Source organism: Emergencia sp., assembly GCF_048465375.1.
Taxonomy (GTDB): domain Bacteria; phylum Bacillota; class Clostridia; order Peptostreptococcales; family Anaerovoracaceae; genus Senimuribacter.
Window position 1 is genome coordinate 192169 of the sequence record NZ_DBFWLQ010000002.1, and the last position, 16631, is coordinate 208799.

Below are 16631 nucleotides of genomic sequence, written 5' to 3' on the forward strand. Positions count from 1 at the left end.
TAATAAAGGAAAATACAAGTATGAAAATTAATGAGCTTTTAAATATAGAATTTCCGATTTTCCAGGGTGGCATGGCAAACATCGCAACAGGTGAGTTTGCCGCAGCGGTGTCAAACGCCGGCGCTCTCGGGACTATCGGAGCCGGCGGCATGGATGCCGAAACACTGAGGCAGCACATCAAAGTGTGCAAATCTCTGACCGACAAACCTTTCAGCGTGAATATCATGCTGATGAACCCGGACGCCGACAAGATGGCGGAAATCGTGGTAGAAGAAAAGGTTGCGGCAGTTACCACGGGCGCTGGAAATCCGGGAAAATACATGGAAAGCTGGAAGGCTGCAGGCATCAAAGTGTTCCCGGTGGTTTCCTCTGTGGCCCTGGCAAAGAGATTATCCGGGCTGGGCGCTGACGGCATCGTGGCGGAAGGCTGCGAAAGCGGCGGCCACATCGGTGAATTGACGACCATGGCCCTGGTTCCCCAGGTTTGCGATGCAGTGGATGTACCAGTCATTGCAGCGGGCGGCATTGCCAGCGGCAGACAGATGGCGGCTGCCTTTGTTTTGGGCGCAAGCGGCGTCCAGATTGGAACCTGTCTTCTGGCCAGCGACGAATGCCCGATTCATCAAAATTATAAAGAAGCCGTGGTGAAAGCCAGGGACAACGATACCATTGTGACAGGCAGAATCGGCGGCGCGCCGGTGAGAATCCTGAAAAACCCTATGGCTCGCGAATACGTGAAACAGGAGAAGGCAGGCGCCAGCTTGATGGATCTGGAGAAGTACACCCTTGGCTCTCTTCGCAAAGCCGTCGTTGACGGTGACGTGAAGAATGGCTCTCTGATGGCGGGTCAGGTCAGTGGCATGGTAAAAGAAATTTTACCGGTGAGAACAATACTGGAAAACATGGTAAGAGAATATGAAAACATTAGATAAATTAACAGTGCCGGTCATTCAAGGCGGCATGGGCGTTGGAATTTCCTTGGGAGGACTGGCTGGCGCTGTAGCCAGAGAAGGCGGTATGGGGGTCATCTCCACAGCAAATATTGGGTTCAGAGAGCCTGACTTCTGGCAAAACGCGGAGGAAGCAGGCCGCAGAGCCTTGCGCAAAGAGATAGAGAAAGCGCGCGAGATCGCTGGCGGAAACGGACTCATCGCCATCAACGCCATGGTAGCGACCACCAACTTTGCAGATATGGTCAAATTAGCCTGCCAATGCGGCATCGATGCGATCATCTCAGGTGCGGGACTGCCTTTGGAGCTGCCTGAATTGACAGCTGGTTCAGATGTGCTGATTGCGCCGATCGTCTCCAGCGGCAGAGCGGCAAAGACTTTAAAAAGAATGTGGGGAAAACGCCACGACCACGAGCCTGATTTCTTCGTAGTAGAAGGAAGCCAGGCGGGAGGTCACCTGGGCTTTGCCCAAGAGGAAGTTGAAAATGGCAGCGCACTGCCTTTGATGGATATCGTGGCAGATGTGGTGCGGGAGGCTGACAAAATACCAGTCTTTGCGGCGGGCAGCATCTTTGACGGCGCAGATATACGCAAAGCCTTAGCAGCAGGGGCCAAGGGAGTGCAGATTGCTACTCGTTTCATCGCCTGCGAAGAGTGCGATGCGAGCCAGGGTTTCAAGGATGTGATTCTTGGCGCCTCAGATGAGGATGTGATGATACTCAAAAGTCCAGTAGGCATGCCGGGAAGAGGACTGCGAACACCTTTGATGGAGAAGGTGGCAGCAGGACAGCGGTTTGCACCGGAGACCTGTATCGGATGCATTCATACCTGTAATCCGGCAGAAACACCTTACTGTATCAACAGAGCTTTGATTGAAGGATATAATGGAAACTATGAAGAAGGACTTTTCTTCTGCGGCAGCAACGTGGGACGCATCAACAAAATGACCACGGTAAAGGCCCTGATGGAAGAACTTTCTTCAGAATGGAGTAAATAGATGAAACTTGGAATTTTATTTGCCGGCCAGGGAAGCCAGGCCGTGGGAATGGGAAAAGATTTGTATGAGAACTGTGAAGCATTCAGAGAAGTCTTTGACCTGCTGCCACAGGAGCAGCGTCAGATCGCTTTTGACGGACCGATGGAGAAGCTTTCAGATACGAGAAATACCCAGCCGATCATGGTCGCTTTTGCTGCCGGCATCATGGCAGAGCTGCAGCAGGCGGGCGTGCAGCCGGAAATGGCGGCTGGCCTCAGTCTGGGTGAATATTCGGCCCTTCATGCCAGCGGCGTCTTTGATGCAAAAATGGCCATTCAATTGGTAACCCGCCGTGCCCAGGAAATGCATCAGGCAGCCGCAGGAGTTGACTGTAAGATGAGCGCCATCATGGGTTTTGATCGAGAAGCGCTGGCAGAATGTTGTAATGCCGCATCTGATGTGGGCGTGGTGCAGATTGCCAACTATAACTGCCCTGGTCAGATCGTCATTGCAGGAGAAGCGGCGGCTGTAGAAAAGTGCACAGCCCTGGCTAAGGAGAGAGGCGCTCGCAGGTGTGTGCCACTTCCTGTCAGCGGACCTTTTCATACAGTGTTTATGGAACCCGCAGGAAAAGCCTTAGAATCGGTATTTAACGATACAGTCTTCGGTGAGATGAAATTTCCTGTCATCTTCAATGCTGTAGGGCGCGAAAAGACAGACGAGGAAACGGTAGCTGAACTATTGGTGCGCCAGGTTTCACACAGTGTCTACTTTGAAGATACCATCAAGACGATGGCGGCTGCCGGAATCGATACGGTCATTGAAGTTGGACCAGGCAAGGCGCTGTCAGGCTTTGTACGCAAGACATGTAAGGACATCAAATGCCTGAATATAGAAAATTTTGAGGGTCTGCAGACCGTAGTGGAAACGCTGAAAGGAGACATGTAAGCCATGAAAGGAAAGACAGCAATCGTTACAGGTGCCAGCCGCGGTATCGGCAGAGCAGTCGCTCTCGCACTAGCGGAAGAAGGCGCTAACGTAGTTATCAATTATGCCGGAAATGAAGGAGCAGCATCTGAAACCGCTGCACTCTGTCAAGAACACGGGGTGCAGACCCTGGTTGTTCGCGGCGATGTAGCCTCATCTGAGGACTGTACTCGCTTGGTTGAAGAGGCAGTAAAGACTTTCGGGACTGTGGATATTCTAGTCAACAATGCGGGCATCACCCGCGATAATGTCCTGATGAGAATGTCTGACGAGGAGTTTGATCAAGTGATCGCTACCAACCTTCGCGGTACTTATTTAATGATGAAAGCGGTGAGCCGCACCATGATGAAGAAACGCTATGGCCGTATTGTCAACATGGCCAGCGTAGTGGGACTCATGGGAAATGCAGGCCAGGTCAATTACGCGGCCAGCAAAGCGGGCGTCATCGGTATGACAAAATCCTTTGCTCGTGAAATCGCGGCTCGCGGAATCACGGTCAATGCAGTGGCACCAGGCTTTATCGCTACGGATATGACGGCAAATCTGCCAGAAGCGGCGGCTTCTGCCATCAGTGCATCTATTCCAAAAGGTACACTTGGAAGTCCTGAGGACGTAGCCAATGCGGTGAAGTTCTTAGCTTCAGATCAGTCGGGCTACATTACAGGTCAGGTCATCTGCGTAGATGGCGGCATGTGCATGATGTAAGCAGGGAAGATGACGGGGCTGATAACCTCGTCTTGCTGCAATTTCAATGCTCGCTCTCGTGATTTGGAGGAGCTGCCAAAACGGTGTCAGCTCCTCAGCCAAATCACAGACTCGCTTGCAGCATGAAATTGCAACGCGCGACGCGAAGTATCAGCCCCGTCACTTCCTGCTTACTGTGAGAAAGCTGACTGGATTTTGGTTCAGTCTTGCTGGAGATTTCAGCAGCTCATGCACGTTTTTTGGAGATATCGCTGAAACTACAGCGATATCTTTGCCGAAAAACCTGCGCATTTCGCTGCGAAATCTCACGGCGCATCAGAAAAGCTGGCAGAAAAACAGCTCTGCTTACTGCGGGGAAAGTTGACTGGGTTTTATAGGTCCGGTCAGCTTCAGTAGACTGAATTTTGCTAAAAAATCGTTTTTTTGGATTTTTAGAAAAATTGCTGTACGCAAGTGTTTTCAATAGATTTAGGGTTTAGAGGAGCAATCGGGATTGCTATAAGCGTTGAGATTTCAACAGCTTTGCGACTTTTTCCAAATCAGCGAAAAACAACGATTTTGGCAAAAAATCGACGAGCATTGAGACGAACCAGGCTCTGCGCAGAGCCATTTTAATGAGAATAAATAAGAAAAGGTAGATATTATGAAGAGAAGAGTTGTAATCACAGGGATGGGAGGACTTTCTCCTATCGGAAACACAGTTGCCGAGATGTGGGAAAATGCCAAAAATGGAGTCTGCGGCATCGACACGATCAAAAGTTTTGATACTGAAAACCACAAGGTGAAAGTTGCCGGAGAACTGAAGAACTACAATCCGGAAGACTATATGGATAAGATGGCAGCCAGAAGGACAGCCCGGTTTACCCAATTCGCTTTGGTTGCAGCAAGAGAAGCAATGAAACAAGGCGGTCTCGATATGGAGAAAGAAAATGCGGCAAGATGCGGTGTCAACATCTCCAGTGGGATTGGCGGACTTCCTACCATCGAAGAAGAACATTACAAAGGAATTAAGAGAGGCTTCGACAGGGTTTCACCACTCTTTGTGCCTATGGCCATTACCAATATGGCGGCAGGTATGGTCGCAATTGAGAGCGGCTTTAAAGGAAGCTGCACCTGCATTGTTACAGCCTGTGCTTCTGGCACCAATGCAATCGGAGAAGCTTTCAGACAGATCAGAGACGGTTATGCGGATATCTTTTTGACAGGTGGAGCAGAAAGCTGCATCAGTGAGCTGGGCATCGGCGGATTCACTTCTATGAAAGCCCTGTCGGAAGAACCAGACCCGAAGAGGGCATCCATTCCTTTCGACAAGGAACGAGGCGGCTTTGTTATGGGAGAAGGTGCGGGTGTACTTTTGCTTGAAGAATATGAACACGCTGCGGCAAGAGGTGCTGAAATCCTCGGCGAAGTAGTGGGATATGGTGTCAGTTGTGATGCAAACCACATGACAGCGCCATTGGAGGACGGCAGCGGTGCGGCGGCATGCATGGTTCAGGCTATGGAAGACGCCGGAGTAACTGCAGAACAAATCGGTTATGTCAACGCTCACGGCACTGCAACGCCGATGAACGACAGGTGCGAGACTCTGGCTGTAAAATCGGCCTTTGGCGATGCAGCATCAAAGCTGTTGATGTCATCTACGAAGTCCATGACTGGACACCTTTTGGGCGCATCTGGAGCGGTGGAAGCACTGTTCACTGTATCAGCCCTTGCAGATCAGTTTGCACCGCCGACAGTAGGCTACAAAGTAGCCGACGAAGCGTGCGATCTCAACGTAGTGCCTAATCAGGGCAAGCAGATGGAAACAGAATATGCCATGTCTAATTCACTTGGATTTGGCGGTCACAACGCATCAATTATCTTCAGGAGGGTATAATAATGGAACTAAATTCTAATCAGATTCAGGAGATTATTCCCCATAGATATCCTTTTTTGCTGGTAGATAAAATCATCGACATGGAAGAGGGCAAATGGGCGAAAGGCATCAAATGTGTCACCGCCAATGAGATGCAGTTTCTGGGGCATTTTCCCGAGAAACACATCATGCCGGGGGTTTTGATCATGGAGGCGCTGGCGCAGACTGGGGCTGTTGCCATCCTCTCACAGCCGGAGAACAAAGGCAAAATCGCCGTCTTCGGCGGCATCAAAAACTGCCGATTTAAGCAGCAGGTGGTTCCTGGCGACGTTCTGGATCTTTACTGTGAGATGACAGAAATCCGTGGGCCAGTAGGCTTTGGTAAGGCAATTGCTAAGGTTGGCGATAAAGTTGCCGCCCAGGGCGAGATATCATTTGTGATCACAGGAGAATAAGGCAATTGCAAATTTTCTAAAATTTTGATAGAATAGGTTAAGAAATAAAGCGCAAGAAATGGAGAGAGATATGCTGGAAAAGAATTTTTCTGATATTTACACGAAATTCAAATTGAGTTTGTACTCCAAAGTGTTCAATCAGGATATTGAAGTGGAGGATGCGCTCTCGTCCATGGAGGTACTTTGTGTCGAGACCATTTATTCTCTGGGGAGGCCGACTATCAACGAGTTCGCCTCTTTTGCGAAGATTTCACCTCCCAACGCTGCGTACAAGATCAACAGCCTGGTCAAGAAGGGCTATGTCCGCAAAGTGCAGAGCCAGGAGGACAAGCGAGAGTATTATCTTGAAATTACGGATAAGTACCGCAAGACTTACGGTGTCACCTACGATTATATCGGTACTGTGATGCAGAGAATCCGGCAGAGGTTTTCACCTGAAGAGGTGAAGGAATTGGAAGAGATTCTCGGTGTCATCGACGATGAGTTGATGCCAGAGGTCAAGCTGGAAGAAGAATAATAATCATGATTATGTAAGGAACAGTTTCAGACGACTGTTCCTTTTTTTATTATGTAGGAAATATCAAAGAACGTACCTTGCGAAGAGTCGCCCCTTGTGGACGACATTTGAAAATAGGAATCTTTGATTCCGTCATTACGGTCAGAACGCTCGCCACTCCTGCCTTCAGACGTTTTGCAATCGCTGGACACCCCCGCCCCGGTGTGATTCACTTTTTTCATATATCATAATTTAGAGAATGTTTTGCTAATACAACTTGCAAAAATCTACCGGGGGGGGGTATAATCATATTGGATAGATTGTCCCCTCGGTGCCTGCCGGAAGTTATGCGAAATGGCATACCGGATGGCAGGTCACCTTTCTTAAGCAGAGCAGGGGATGATTGGCATATCATGCAGATAAATAAGACGATGTGGGTAAACCTGCCGAAAGGCCGGGGCACAAAACTATAGGGCCTGTTCTGAGAGGATGGCAGCCAGTTGCGGACAAAGAAGTGACGAGCAGACCCGTATGTCTGTTTTTTTATTATGTAGGAAATATCGATGAAGTCGATATTGACGGAATATCAAAGAACGTACCTTGCGAAGAGTCGCCCCCTGCGGGCGACATATAGAAATAGGAATCTTTGATTCCGTCATTTCCACGTTTTTTATTGCTGTCATATAGTCAGATGCAGCATATAAACAAATTGGAAAGGGTGATTGGAAGAGAATGGCGTTACTTTGGGTACAGTCACATATTTTATTAGTCTGTTTAACACTGGGAAGCATTGGTGGATGCGTTTGGCTTTCGATTTTTCGAGAAAGACTGAAACTTCATGGTGTGATGATTCCCGTTATGTCAGTTCTGCATTCAATGGCTGGAATGATCTGCGTCAGGCTGTTCGCCAGTATCGAATCCTGGGGAACGCCTTTGTCCAGCGGGCAGAGTTTATTTGGCAGTATATTTTTATTGCCGTTGTTTTACTTAGCAGGGGCAAAGATCTTTCGACGCAGGATTTCTGACGTATTTGATGTATTTACCATGTGTACCGTTACAACTTTGTTGTTTGCACGGATTGCATGTATCTTTTCAGGCTGTTGTTACGGCATGCTTTTTCCGGGAAGTGAATCTATCCGCTGGCCGACGAGGGAGATTGAACTGATTTTCTACATCATTTTGCTGATCGTTTTGTATCGCAAAAATCGCAGTGTTTCACATCAAGGAGAAATATGGCCGATTTATATGATTTCTTATGGCCTATTCCGATTTGTGGTGGAATGGATGCGGGAAGAAAAGGCTATCTTGGGATTCTTCCATTATGGGCATATATGGGCAGTATTAAGTATCGTGATAGGATTTTCCGTGTATTTTGAAGTAAAAAAAAAGAAGAAATAGTAATAGATAGAATATTAAAAGGAGAAAGAACATGATAGGTGGAATTTTGAAACGTATGCTGGCGCAGATGTTGGCACTGCTGCTGATATTCAGCCTGATGCCAGTGATTGGCCCGTCAGACGTGTTTGCGGCTGAACAAATCGAAGGCGCTGGCCTGACTGATACAGGAATTGGACTTTCTGTAGATGGTGGGACATGGTTTGCTGAGGGCACGGATATTGAAGGGTATGTAACAGGTAGTAAGAATGCGCTGGGTTGTGATAGTGAGGGAAAAACAACCCTTACGATTACTAACAATAAAGCAAATAAAGCGACTTTGGCATTCTCCTATACCATTGTGAATAAAGGAACCATCGTGATAGATGGAGAAACTGTTACTCAGACAGGAAACTTTCAAAAAGAACTGGATTCTAATGTGTCAATTACCATAGTGCTGACGACCCCAGAGAACTACGTGACTTCTATTTCTATACAGAACATGGAACTTTTGCAAGAAGTTTCTCCTTCTACAACTTTCGTAACGTCTGAAAATGGTACCTATACTGTAGACGGAACTGAGTTGAGTGAGGAAATAGAATATAACAGACATGCATCTGTGGGGTATGTGTTGGAAGCAACTCCCGATGTAGGATATAAATTTGCGGGCTGGTATCAGAATGGAAGTTTTCTTTCAGAAAAACAAGCGTATACATTGAAGACGGATACTGATGCGAGGATCAGTGCTAAATTCGTTGCTGATACAGCACCGACACTAAAGGTGGGCAAAGATAAGTATTATGATTGGCAGCAAGCCTTCAATGCAGCGTATTTGTCGGCTACCGATAAAATTGTTACAGTATTGCAAGACAGTGTAATGGAGGGGAACTATACCATTCCTGATGGGGTTACTTTGCTGGTGCCTTTTAATGCTGCAGGAGACTGCTATACGGAAATTCCCAAAAGCGTATATAATTATGGGTATGGGACGAGAAGCGAATATTGCAGACTGACGGTGAACGGTACACTGACTGTTAGTACAGGTGGTGCAGTCAGTGTCAGTGCCATGCATTGTTCGATGCAAAATTATACTGGAACCACGGGCGGAGCATACGGTCACCTGGTTCTCGGTAAGAATGGAGAAATAGATGTTCAAGAGGGGGCGTCTCTGTATGCCTATGGCTATATTACCGGCGACGGAATCATCGAGGCAAGATTAGGTGCGAATATTTATGAGTACTTTCAGATTATGGACTGGAGAGGCGGTTCTGCAGCTTCTAACATGCTGAAAGATAACAATAAGGTACACAGAACATTCGTATTTTCACAGTACTATGTGCAGAACATTGAGGCAAAGTTGCAGCTCTATAGTGGCGCAGTAGAAAATATCGTGACGTCGGTTACCGCTTCGAAAGTCACTGAGACTGTAACAGTACCGTTTTTAGGCACTGATGGGCTCTTTGAGCTGATGGGGGAAGGATACATCGAAAAATGGTATGACGGGACAACAGACCGCCTCCACATAGATTTTTATGGAGATGCAGCTTTGAATTCAATTTCTATGAGTGTTGGTGTAAGCGTATCTTCAAAAGATTTCGTGCTGCCAATTACAAACAATTTGTCAATTGGGGTGAATCAGGGGACCTTCGTTCTTAATGAAGAAGTTGAACTACTCCCTGGCGTAGAAGTAGCGGTTGCTGAAAATGCGACCTTAGAAGTCGCTGAGGGTAAATCCCTGTTTGTATATGACAGAGATAATTGGATCAATAAAAAATACGTCTTTAACAATACTGATTTCAGAGCTGTCGGCTTTACTCCTTCCACGATATATAAGCGCACTCAATCAGATTTGAAAGACGCTATACTGGACATTAATGGAAACCTCATTGCTAAGGGCGGATTCTATACTACGAAAGCTGATATTGAAGAAACAGCAGATGGACCGAACATCATCAGCAGCAAGGGAACGGGCAAGATTCAAATTGTGACACCGTCAGATCCAGAGCGTAAGTTATATGAGGCTACGCAGGCAAACACAACGATAACTTACGAGGATGTTCCTATCTGTCCGGCTAGATTGAGAAACGCAGATGGAAGCTTTATGGAAACGGAAACTACGCAATCTGGTTTAAGCCTCTTTTACGCAGAGGGAGCATGGAAGCAGGAAGAAGTAAAAACCCCTAGTCCTAATGTCGATGGTGGAACTTATCAGACGAGTCAGAAGATAACACTGCAGACTGAAACAGAAGGGGCAGAGATTTACTACACCACAGACGGTTCGGAGCCGACTGTAGAGAGCAGTCTGTATACAGAACCTATTCAGGTCGCTGGCGAAGAAGGCAAGTCTGTTAAAACTGTGATTAAGGCTATAGCAACAAAGTCAGGCGCTATTGACAGCCCAGTAGCTGTATTTGAATATATCATTGAGATTCCGCACAAACATCAATGGGCAGAAGAATGGCAGTCTGATGACATTGCCCACTGGCATGAATGTACAGGATTGAACTGTCCGTTTACACAAAATAGTGAAAAAGAGGGATATGCGGCACACATAGAAGTCATCGACGAGGGAAAGGCACCGACCTGCACAGAAACAGGATTGACAGAAGGGAAGCATTGCAGTGTCTGTGGCAAGGTTTTGATTGAACAAGATATCATCGAAGCAACAGGACATACAGAAGTCATTGACAAAGGAAAAGCGCCGACTTGTACAGAAACAGGATTGACAGAAGGAAAGCATTGCAGTGTCTGTGGTGATGTGCTAGTTGCACAGGAAACGATTACAGCTCTCGGTCATGATTACGTAAATGGAGTCTGTAAAAACTGCGGAGAAAAGGAACCTGTCATCCCGACGCCTGGAGGCGGAGGTGGAGGCATCGCACCGCTGCCAGATACTGAAAGCACTGTGACTAATACAGAAAACAATGGAGAAAAGATAACCAACGTAGATATCGGAGCAGAAGTAAAAGAAAGTTCTGACGGTATTATGACCGCAGTTACAGAAATTACGCAGTCGATTGCTAAAGAAGTCATCGAAAAAGCTGCAGCACATAATTCTGCGCAAATCACCATCGATGCAACCACATCTGCAGGCAAGACAGATGCAGCAGAAGTAAAACTGCCAGTTGACGCACTGTCTCAATTAGCAGAAAAGGTCGATGCAGACATTATCATCAAGACAGATGCAGCAGAAGTAAAGTTAGATCAAAAAGCAGCTGAAGCAGTGACAAAGTCAGCACCGGCAGGTTCAAGCATAACGATTATAGTTGAAAAGGTTAAGGAAAATGCAGACAGGCTAGAGTTTGAGCTGAAGATTGTGACCGAAAGTGGAAACGTTACAGACTTCAAAGGCGGTAATGCAACCATTACCATCAAGCTGCCTGAGGGCATGAAGGACAAAAATGCCGTATGCGTGTACATCGATGATGACGGTATATACCACAAGTTGGAAGGCAAGAAGAATTATGACGGAACCTACACCTTTACAACAGGGCACTTCTCCACCTACGCTGTTATGATGGCGGAAGAGGTTGACAAGGTCATCGCAGAACAGGAGAAGGTAAAGAACGACAGGCTCAAGGCTGGTGTGAAGGCGACTACCATCAAAGCATCCTCATCTGTTAAGAAGGGATCCATCACCGTCAAATGGAAGAAGAGCTACGGATACAAAGTAGATTATTTCCAGGTATTCCGATCCACGAAGAAAAATAGTGGATACGGAACCAAGGCCTTCTACACCACAAAGAAGGGAACTCAGAAGAGTTACAAGAACACCAAGAACCTGAAAAAAGGAACAAGATATTACTACAAGGTGAGGGGCGTTAGAACCATCGACGGCGTAAAAGTTTACACCAAGTGGTCCAACAAGGCAATCAGAATCGCGAAATAAAAGTGGCTAATGGCAAATTGCTTTAGCATATATCAATTATTACATTTAAGAAAGAGAGGAAAGAGAGATGAAGAAAATTTTGTCGCTATTTCTGGCAGTTGCGATGACCGTCTGCATGATGCCAGCCATGGCGTTTGCAACAGACGATTCATTCATGGCAGAAGGCGAAAAAGTGAAGCTGGAATTGAAATCCGGCGAGACTACCGCCACTGTGACTGCAAAGGATGACTATTCTGTCGTTGCAGAAGTAAACGGGACAACGGTCTATAAGTCAGGAGTTACAGTGAAACTGGGCATGCAGAATGTCAGAGGCCTCGGGATCACGGACATGAAAACGCACAAATTGGAATTTAGCACGGGACTAGAACAAGGCAGCGGGACAGACTTGAATACTTGGCTTCCGAATGTATTGGCGTTTAGCGGATGCACTATCAGTGGAAAAGTGAATGACAAAGCATTTACCTATACTGTTGAAAAAGATACCACCAATACCAATACAGCTAAATGGACAGCAACTCCAAATACTGTAGATGCCGTAAGAGCCGCATGGCAGACATTGACTGGTACGGATTTGCTCACTGCAAAAACCAATGAAGCAGTCGACAACAGCAAGATCGTAATCAAACACGGTGCATATCTGCAGATTGGCAGCGAAAAGCTGATCTTTGATGAGAAAGAGGGGGACTGCACCATCGACAACATCTCCACATCAGATGGTTTGCTTGCTGCAGTAAACACGATTAAAGGTCATGCACGGCTAGATACCAATGCGGCACCTGCAGGGAAAAATATAGAAATCTATCTGCCAAAGGGAAGCGTATTACAGGTCAGCAGCTCCAGTGTAACACTGAATAGAGACATCTATATCAGAAGCGATGTGAATGTGGCAACAGCAGATAATCAGACACCGCTGGCTGCTTTGAGAACAGCTGTCAATGGAAATAATAATGCAATGGCAGGAGCAATAATTAAATTAGTAGAGATGTTCAACGATGCAGTTGGGAATGTAAAAGAAAGTCTTGCCGTGGAAATCCTCGGCGGATATACTGTTACATATAGCGGAAATTCAGTGACTGTTCCATACGGAACGACTGTAAGCACAGCCATAGAAAAACTGAACCTGACAGGAACACAGTTTAATGAGAGCGGCGATGTAACGGCAGATATGACGTTAACGGAGAAAAACGTCACTCCTCCAAGTGGCGGTGGCGGCGGTGCAGTTCCACCGACTGACAACGTAACGAACAACCCTGGAGACAAGACCACGACTGCTGACGTTGAAACTTCAACAGGTGCAGACGGCAAGGCCACTACAACTGTTGACAAGACCACTGCTGACAAGATTGTCGACAAGGCAGTAGAGAACAATTCAGAGGAAGTCATCATCGATGCAACGACAAAGGGAGATACTAAGATTGCAGAGGTCAGCCTTCCGGCAGAGACCGTCAGGGCTCTGGTAGAAAAGACCGATGCAGACGTAGTCGTAAAAACTGACGCGGCAGAAGTCGTTCTCGATCAGAAAGCAGCAGAGGCTGTAGCTGACCAGGCAAAGACGGGCAACATAACGATTGTCGTTGACAAGGTTAAGGAAGACGACAGCCAGGTTCATTTCGAACTGAAAATCGTTACAGACAACGGCAACGTCACCGACTTCAAGGGTGGAAACGTAAAGGTAACAGTGGCACTTCCTACAGCCTTAAAGGACAAGGAAGTCGTATGCGTTTACATCGACGATAAAGGCAACTATACCAAGGTAGCTGGAACTAAGAATGCTGACGGCACTTATACTTTTAACACAGGACACTTCTCCGCCTATGCCATCATGACTGCTGAAGAAGCAGACGAGGCCATCAAAGCACAGGAAAAGGCAAAGAACGATAAACTGAAGGCAGGCGTGAAGGCCACGACACTCAAGGCGTCTTCATCCGCAAAGAAGAAATCCATTACAATCAAGTGGAAGAAGAGCTATGGATACAAGGTGGACTACTTCCAGGTATTCCGTTCTACAAAGAAGAACAGCGGATATGGAACAAAGGCTTTCTACACCACTAAGACAGGAACGCAGAAGAGCTACAAGAACACAAAAGCTCTGAAAAAGGGAACCAGATACTACTACAAGGTGAGAGGCGTCAGAAAGATCGACGGCGTAAAAGTTTACACCAAGTGGTCCAACAAGGCAATCAGAACTGCCAAATAATTAAAAACAAACGCTACTATCAAAACCCGCAGACTTGGTTCTGCGGGTTTTTTGACAGAAATTGGACGTAACTCTCGCAGTTTTGGCTCCGAAAGTGAGAGGACAGTGTTAAGGATATCCCTTATAATGGAGAAAACCAGCGAGGAGGAGCATACATGAAGTTACCATTTAGGATTGAAAAGCGAGACAGTTTTCGCGTCGTCGGTTATTGCATACAGACAACGAACAAAGGCAAAGAGGGGACGAAGGCGGTTCCCGCCCAGTGGAAGGATTTTCAGGAGAAAGGGCAGCAGGCGGCTTTGATGCCTTTGATGAATCAGGAACCTTACGGTTTGTTCGGAATCAGTGTCTATAATACAGATCCGGTCGATTCGAGAAAGTTCAATCATTACATCGCTGTAGCCAGTGACCAAGAAGTAGAAGGGCTGGATGCATATACGGTGCCGGCTGCAACTTGGGCTGTCTTTCCGTGTACAGTGGAAACTATCGGAAAGACCGAGGCAATGGCCATCACAAAGTGGCTGCCGAAGTCCGGTTACAAGGCTCTCAATGCAGGTTACCTCACAGGTCGGATGAAGTCGGGAGCACCGGACATCGAGTATTACGGAGAAGGGGATTCAGTGGAGGTCTGGGTCGCAGTGAGAGAGAAATAGTACGACAAAAGAGGAGCAGTCAGAAATTTGACCGCTCCTCTTTGTTAGTTCTTAACCTTCACCCATATTTCCATCTGGGTGGTATCGGGACTGTGACTCTGATAACGTTCGGCGGAAAAAGGCTCTGTAGTAATGCCGTGGCGTGGAAGCCAGGTGCTGAAGAGATACTGATGGGCTTTGTAGAGCACATCCATGGCCAGATGCTCAAAGTTTTCCGCTTCAAAGGTGCAGACAATGTACTCTCCCGGTGTCAGCTGCCAGCTTTGAAAGCCCTGCGCCGTTGTGTCTGCCTCCGCCTGTCCGCCGGCAAAATAGTTGAAGAAACCATCGTCATCACTGGCATAAGTAATTCCTATTTCATCGCCGTATTTGATCAAAGCAGGAATTGAATTTTTTTGATCGTGAAATGCACGCCAAAGTGTATCCAGGGGATCGACGCCCGACGCTGTACCGAGGTCATTGATAAACTGAAGGGGCGCTTTCGCTGTCAGGCCTATGAAAGATTCTGTTGAATAGAGCTGCCTTCTGTTGATTTCCAGAACGATACCGTCGCTGATTAAAGGTACATTTTCGTCTATCAGTGTGTAATGCAGCAGGAGCTGCGGTTTGGTCATTCGATTGAAGGTTGTGGGGTTTTTCCGATACTCTTCCGGCGTGATGCCAAAGGTCTTTTTAAATACCCTGGTGAAATGTTCGTGTGTAGAAAATCCTAAATCCAGAGCCACATCCAGAATCCGCTTGTCCTTTTCCAGCAGTTCCTCTGTCGCAATGGCCATGCGGCGCAGCTTGATATATTCACCTGGCGGTTTTTTCACCAGCCTGCGAAAGAGTCTTTGATAATAAAATGGTGATAAAGCGGCCATGTTAGCTAACTTTTCAATATCGAAAGGCTCTGCGATATGATCTTCTATATAGTCTACGGTTACTTGTATTTGTTCCCATGCGTGCATGTTCAGCACCTCCTTTTCCTCTATAGAATAACATAGAAACAGAAAAATATGCTTGTCTGGCAATGCTCTTTTAAAAAACGCTTGTTCTCATCTCTATTACATTGTAAAATGAAAACAATCAGTAAAAAGAAAGGGGATTATTATGAACCATAGGATTGAAGCAAACTGCCAATTATTTATAGAGAACAGGGATCGCATCAAAGGGGAATTCGCATGGGAGAACGCCTATATGTACCCTCTCTGCGCGGCATTATATACTGCCAAGGGCCGCAGAGTGAATGAAGAAAAACTTCGAGACGCGATGGATCTGCTCAAAGAGCGGGCAGGTCTGTTTTCCAATTTTCGCAGCACGGTGAAGCTGGCAATCGCCTCTATGCTGGATCTCAGCGGAAACCCTGAAAAGACCCTGAACGAAGGACTCAAGGTCTACGATATGCTAAAGGAGTCTTTCTTTTCATCGGCTTTTCTGCCGATTGCAGCGATGATCATCGCTCAGATGGCGGAACCTTTTCGATATGAAGAAATCGCCCAGAGAACCAGGAGAATCTACGATCGGATGAAATCCAATCACTTTTTCCTCACTTCCAGTGAGGACAGCGGTTTTGCTGCCATGCTGGCGTTGTCTGAGAAGGGTGACGATGTGTTGATTGAGGATATGGAGGCGTGCTATGATATCCTGAGCAGTATGTCCATGTCCAGCAATGCAGTGCAGTCACTGAGCCATGTTTTGTCCATCAGCGAAGCGACGGCAGAGAGCAAATGCAGGCGCACTGTCGAGCTTTACGATGCGCTGAAGGAGGCTGGATGCAGATATGGCAAAGGGTATGAGCTGCCGACCCTGGGAGTTTTGGCCTTATCCGAAGGCGATATTTCCTCTATCACAGAAACCATGGTAGAAATTGACGATTTTTTATCAGCGCAGAAAGGCTTTGGTGTCTTTGGCATCGGTGCCAAACAGAGACTGATGTACGCAGGAATACTGGCACAGAGCGAATATCTGGATAAAGACGTCATGAGTGCGGCAACGGTGAGCAGCACCGTATCGATCATAGTAGCACAACAGGCAGCCATGTGCGCTGCAGTAGCAGCATCGGCGGCTGCGGCATCAGCGTCAGCTTCGAGTTAAATATTGGGAAAGGGGAAT

General features: G+C 47.0%; 13 protein-coding genes and 1 riboswitch. Of the genes, 12 read left to right on the forward strand and 1 reads right to left on the reverse strand.

All coding sequences use genetic code 11. From position 1 onward, the window contains the following. The first annotated feature begins 20 nt into the window (after positions 1-20). The 11 genes from ACMQ5W_RS01455 (at position 21) to ACMQ5W_RS01505 (ending at position 14537) form a co-directional block, all read left to right on the forward strand. The gene (locus ACMQ5W_RS01455) at positions 21-932 is read left to right on the forward strand and encodes a DUF561 domain-containing protein (protein WP_148493324.1); all 912 of its coding nucleotides are present in this window, start codon (positions 21-23) and stop codon (positions 930-932) included. Next, positions 916-1947 carry an NAD(P)H-dependent flavin oxidoreductase gene (locus tag ACMQ5W_RS01460; protein ID WP_419022785.1) on the forward strand — a complete coding sequence of 344 codons (1032 nt, stop codon included), beginning with the start codon at positions 916-918 and terminating at the stop codon, positions 1945-1947. The genes ACMQ5W_RS01455 and ACMQ5W_RS01460 overlap by 17 nt, the downstream gene beginning before the upstream one ends. Then, a complete protein-coding gene (gene fabD, locus ACMQ5W_RS01465) occupies positions 1948-2874 on the forward strand; it encodes an ACP S-malonyltransferase (RefSeq protein WP_419022787.1) in 927 nt (308 codons plus the stop codon). A 3-nt stretch (positions 2875-2877) separates the two neighbouring features. Further along, positions 2878-3618, forward strand: coding sequence for a 3-oxoacyl-[acyl-carrier-protein] reductase (gene fabG / locus ACMQ5W_RS01470; RefSeq protein ID WP_148493321.1), 741 nt, complete (start codon positions 2878-2880; stop codon positions 3616-3618). A gap of 643 nt (positions 3619-4261) precedes the next feature. Further along, complete coding sequence (gene fabF, locus ACMQ5W_RS01475) at positions 4262-5494, forward strand: beta-ketoacyl-ACP synthase II (protein ID WP_419022789.1); 1233 nt, start codon at positions 4262-4264, stop codon at positions 5492-5494. A 2-nt stretch (positions 5495-5496) separates the two neighbouring features. After that, on the forward strand, positions 5497-5928 hold the full coding sequence (gene fabZ / locus ACMQ5W_RS01480; protein ID WP_419022790.1) for a 3-hydroxyacyl-ACP dehydratase FabZ: 432 nt from the start codon (positions 5497-5499) through the stop codon (positions 5926-5928). Between the two features lie 70 nt (positions 5929-5998). Further along, positions 5999-6445, forward strand: coding sequence for a MarR family transcriptional regulator (locus ACMQ5W_RS01485; protein ID WP_148493318.1), 447 nt, complete (start codon positions 5999-6001; stop codon positions 6443-6445). A gap of 405 nt (positions 6446-6850) precedes the next feature. Continuing rightward, a riboswitch (cyclic di-GMP riboswitch) is annotated at positions 6851-6932 on the forward strand. Between the two features lie 350 nt (positions 6933-7282). Next, entirely contained in the window at positions 7283-7822 is a 540-nt protein-coding gene (locus ACMQ5W_RS01490) for a prolipoprotein diacylglyceryl transferase family protein (RefSeq protein ID WP_419022792.1), read from the forward strand. A gap of 31 nt (positions 7823-7853) precedes the next feature. Next, positions 7854-11687 (forward strand): chitobiase/beta-hexosaminidase C-terminal domain-containing protein, encoded by a 3834-nt coding sequence (locus ACMQ5W_RS01495; RefSeq protein ID WP_419022794.1) that lies wholly within the window; start codon positions 7854-7856, stop codon positions 11685-11687. Between the two features lie 67 nt (positions 11688-11754). After that, positions 11755-13884, forward strand: a complete 2130-nt coding sequence (locus tag ACMQ5W_RS01500; RefSeq protein WP_419022796.1) for a hypothetical protein — start codon at positions 11755-11757, stop codon at positions 13882-13884. Positions 13885-14039: 155 nt separating this feature from the next. Further along, the gene (locus tag ACMQ5W_RS01505) at positions 14040-14537 is read left to right on the forward strand and encodes a GyrI-like domain-containing protein (RefSeq protein ID WP_148493314.1); all 498 of its coding nucleotides are present in this window, start codon (positions 14040-14042) and stop codon (positions 14535-14537) included. 44 nt (positions 14538-14581) lie between these two features. Here ACMQ5W_RS01505 and ACMQ5W_RS01510 read toward each other — a convergent pair whose 3' ends face one another. Beyond that, positions 14582-15487 (reverse strand): AraC family transcriptional regulator, encoded by a 906-nt coding sequence (locus tag ACMQ5W_RS01510; protein WP_419022798.1) that lies wholly within the window; start codon positions 15485-15487, stop codon positions 14582-14584. A gap of 142 nt (positions 15488-15629) precedes the next feature. Here ACMQ5W_RS01510 and ACMQ5W_RS01515 point away from each other — a divergent pair, with 142 nt between their 5' ends. Next, positions 15630-16613, forward strand: a complete 984-nt coding sequence (locus tag ACMQ5W_RS01515; protein ID WP_419022800.1) for a DUF4003 family protein — start codon at positions 15630-15632, stop codon at positions 16611-16613. The last annotated feature ends 18 nt before the right edge of the window (positions 16614-16631 follow it).

What these genes read in the sequence shown, in the direction of transcription:
- ACMQ5W_RS01490 (WP_419022792.1), top strand. Translation starts at nt 7,283, where the DNA reads ATGTCAGTTCTGCATTCAATGGCTGGAATGATCTGCGTCAGGCTGTTC.
- ACMQ5W_RS01515 (WP_419022800.1), top strand. Translation starts at nt 15,630, where the DNA reads ATGAACCATAGGATTGAAGCAAACTGCCAATTATTTATAGAGAACAGG.
- fabF (WP_419022789.1), top strand. Translation starts at nt 4,262, where the DNA reads ATGAAGAGAAGAGTTGTAATCACAGGGATGGGAGGACTTTCTCCTATC.
- ACMQ5W_RS01495 (WP_419022794.1), top strand. Translation starts at nt 7,854, where the DNA reads ATGATAGGTGGAATTTTGAAACGTATGCTGGCGCAGATGTTGGCACTG.
- fabD (WP_419022787.1), top strand. Translation starts at nt 1,948, where the DNA reads ATGAAACTTGGAATTTTATTTGCCGGCCAGGGAAGCCAGGCCGTGGGA.
- ACMQ5W_RS01485 (WP_148493318.1), top strand. Translation starts at nt 5,999, where the DNA reads ATGCTGGAAAAGAATTTTTCTGATATTTACACGAAATTCAAATTGAGT.
- fabZ (WP_419022790.1), top strand. Translation starts at nt 5,497, where the DNA reads ATGGAACTAAATTCTAATCAGATTCAGGAGATTATTCCCCATAGATAT.
- ACMQ5W_RS01510 (WP_419022798.1), bottom strand. Translation starts at nt 15,487, where the DNA reads ATGCACGCATGGGAACAAATACAAGTAACCGTAGACTATATAGAAGAT.
- ACMQ5W_RS01500 (WP_419022796.1), top strand. Translation starts at nt 11,755, where the DNA reads ATGAAGAAAATTTTGTCGCTATTTCTGGCAGTTGCGATGACCGTCTGC.
- ACMQ5W_RS01505 (WP_148493314.1), top strand. Translation starts at nt 14,040, where the DNA reads ATGAAGTTACCATTTAGGATTGAAAAGCGAGACAGTTTTCGCGTCGTC.
- ACMQ5W_RS01455 (WP_148493324.1), top strand. Translation starts at nt 21, where the DNA reads ATGAAAATTAATGAGCTTTTAAATATAGAATTTCCGATTTTCCAGGGT.
- fabG (WP_148493321.1), top strand. Translation starts at nt 2,878, where the DNA reads ATGAAAGGAAAGACAGCAATCGTTACAGGTGCCAGCCGCGGTATCGGC.
- ACMQ5W_RS01460 (WP_419022785.1), top strand. Translation starts at nt 916, where the DNA reads ATGAAAACATTAGATAAATTAACAGTGCCGGTCATTCAAGGCGGCATG.